The following is a 931-nucleotide window of genomic DNA, read 5'->3' as shown; positions in this document are numbered from 1 at the left end:
ACTCTCCGCGTCGCCTGAGCAGGGCGAGCAGTTGATCGCGGCGGCTAATGGAGACGCAGCGGCGCAAGCGGCGTATAACAAGGCGGTGCGCGAGGCGGTTTTTGTGCCGCTGGATGGCGAAATTGGCAATCGTTGGCAACTTAGTTTGGCTGGGGTGAGTGGTCGCGAGGTGTTGCTTGAGGAGCGCGGCGCGGACGGGAAAGGCACGGTGGGGGCACCGATTCGGCTAGATTTGAGCCAGTCGGAGGACTTGCGGGCCTTAGTGCAGATACAGCAGGCGCGTGGGATAGCGCACATGTCGGCGGCAATTAAGGCGGCGAAAGAGCGCAAGGCGGAGCTCGAACAGCAGACGGCGCGCGAGGAGCGGTTACGCGCGGTGGAGGACATGGTTTCGTTCTTGGAGGCTCGTACGGTTACGCGGCCTTTTGAGCGGCAGCAGACGGGCGAGACGGTGACCTTGGCCGAGCAGGTAGAGCGCGGGCAGATCAGCGAGAGGGATGCACGGGAGGCGGTGCGAATCGCGCGCGAACTGGGTAACTTGCCGGAGGGTTCGAGCTTGGCCGATACGCAGGTGCTCGGCGAGAGCGTGCGGGTAAAGAGTGGGCCGCAGGCGGTTTATGAGTTCATCAATCGGCTGCACGAGGGGGCTGACCCGCTAACCGTGGTAGAGGAATCTGCGGAGACCTACATCAAGCTAGGGCTTGAGCGCGGCGAGCTGGACTTGGGGATTATCTCGCGTTGGCGTGCGGAGCTGGAAGCGGGGCAAGTGCTCGATGCCCCCGATAGCGAGTTACCGCAGTGGTCGCAACCGGAGCTGGTGGAGTGGTTTAGCGGGCAAGCGCAGGCGTACTTCGTGGGTAAGTCCGAAAGCTGGTATGTGCCTATTCCGCAATCGGTGCGTGCGTGGCTGGAGAAGTTTCGCGCGTTTTTA

The 931-nt window shown here is 62.6% G+C and carries 1 protein-coding gene; it reads left to right on the top strand.

Annotated features, from left to right (window positions below):
* The coding region (locus AXK12_RS09275) for a hypothetical protein (RefSeq protein ID WP_197456991.1) at positions 1–931 on the top strand (931 nt) is incomplete at both ends.

It is taken from the genome of Cephaloticoccus capnophilus (assembly GCF_001580045.1).
Taxonomy (GTDB): domain Bacteria; phylum Verrucomicrobiota; class Verrucomicrobiia; order Opitutales; family Opitutaceae; genus Cephaloticoccus; species Cephaloticoccus capnophilus.
This window is presented reverse-complemented; position numbering and strand designations above follow the sequence as displayed.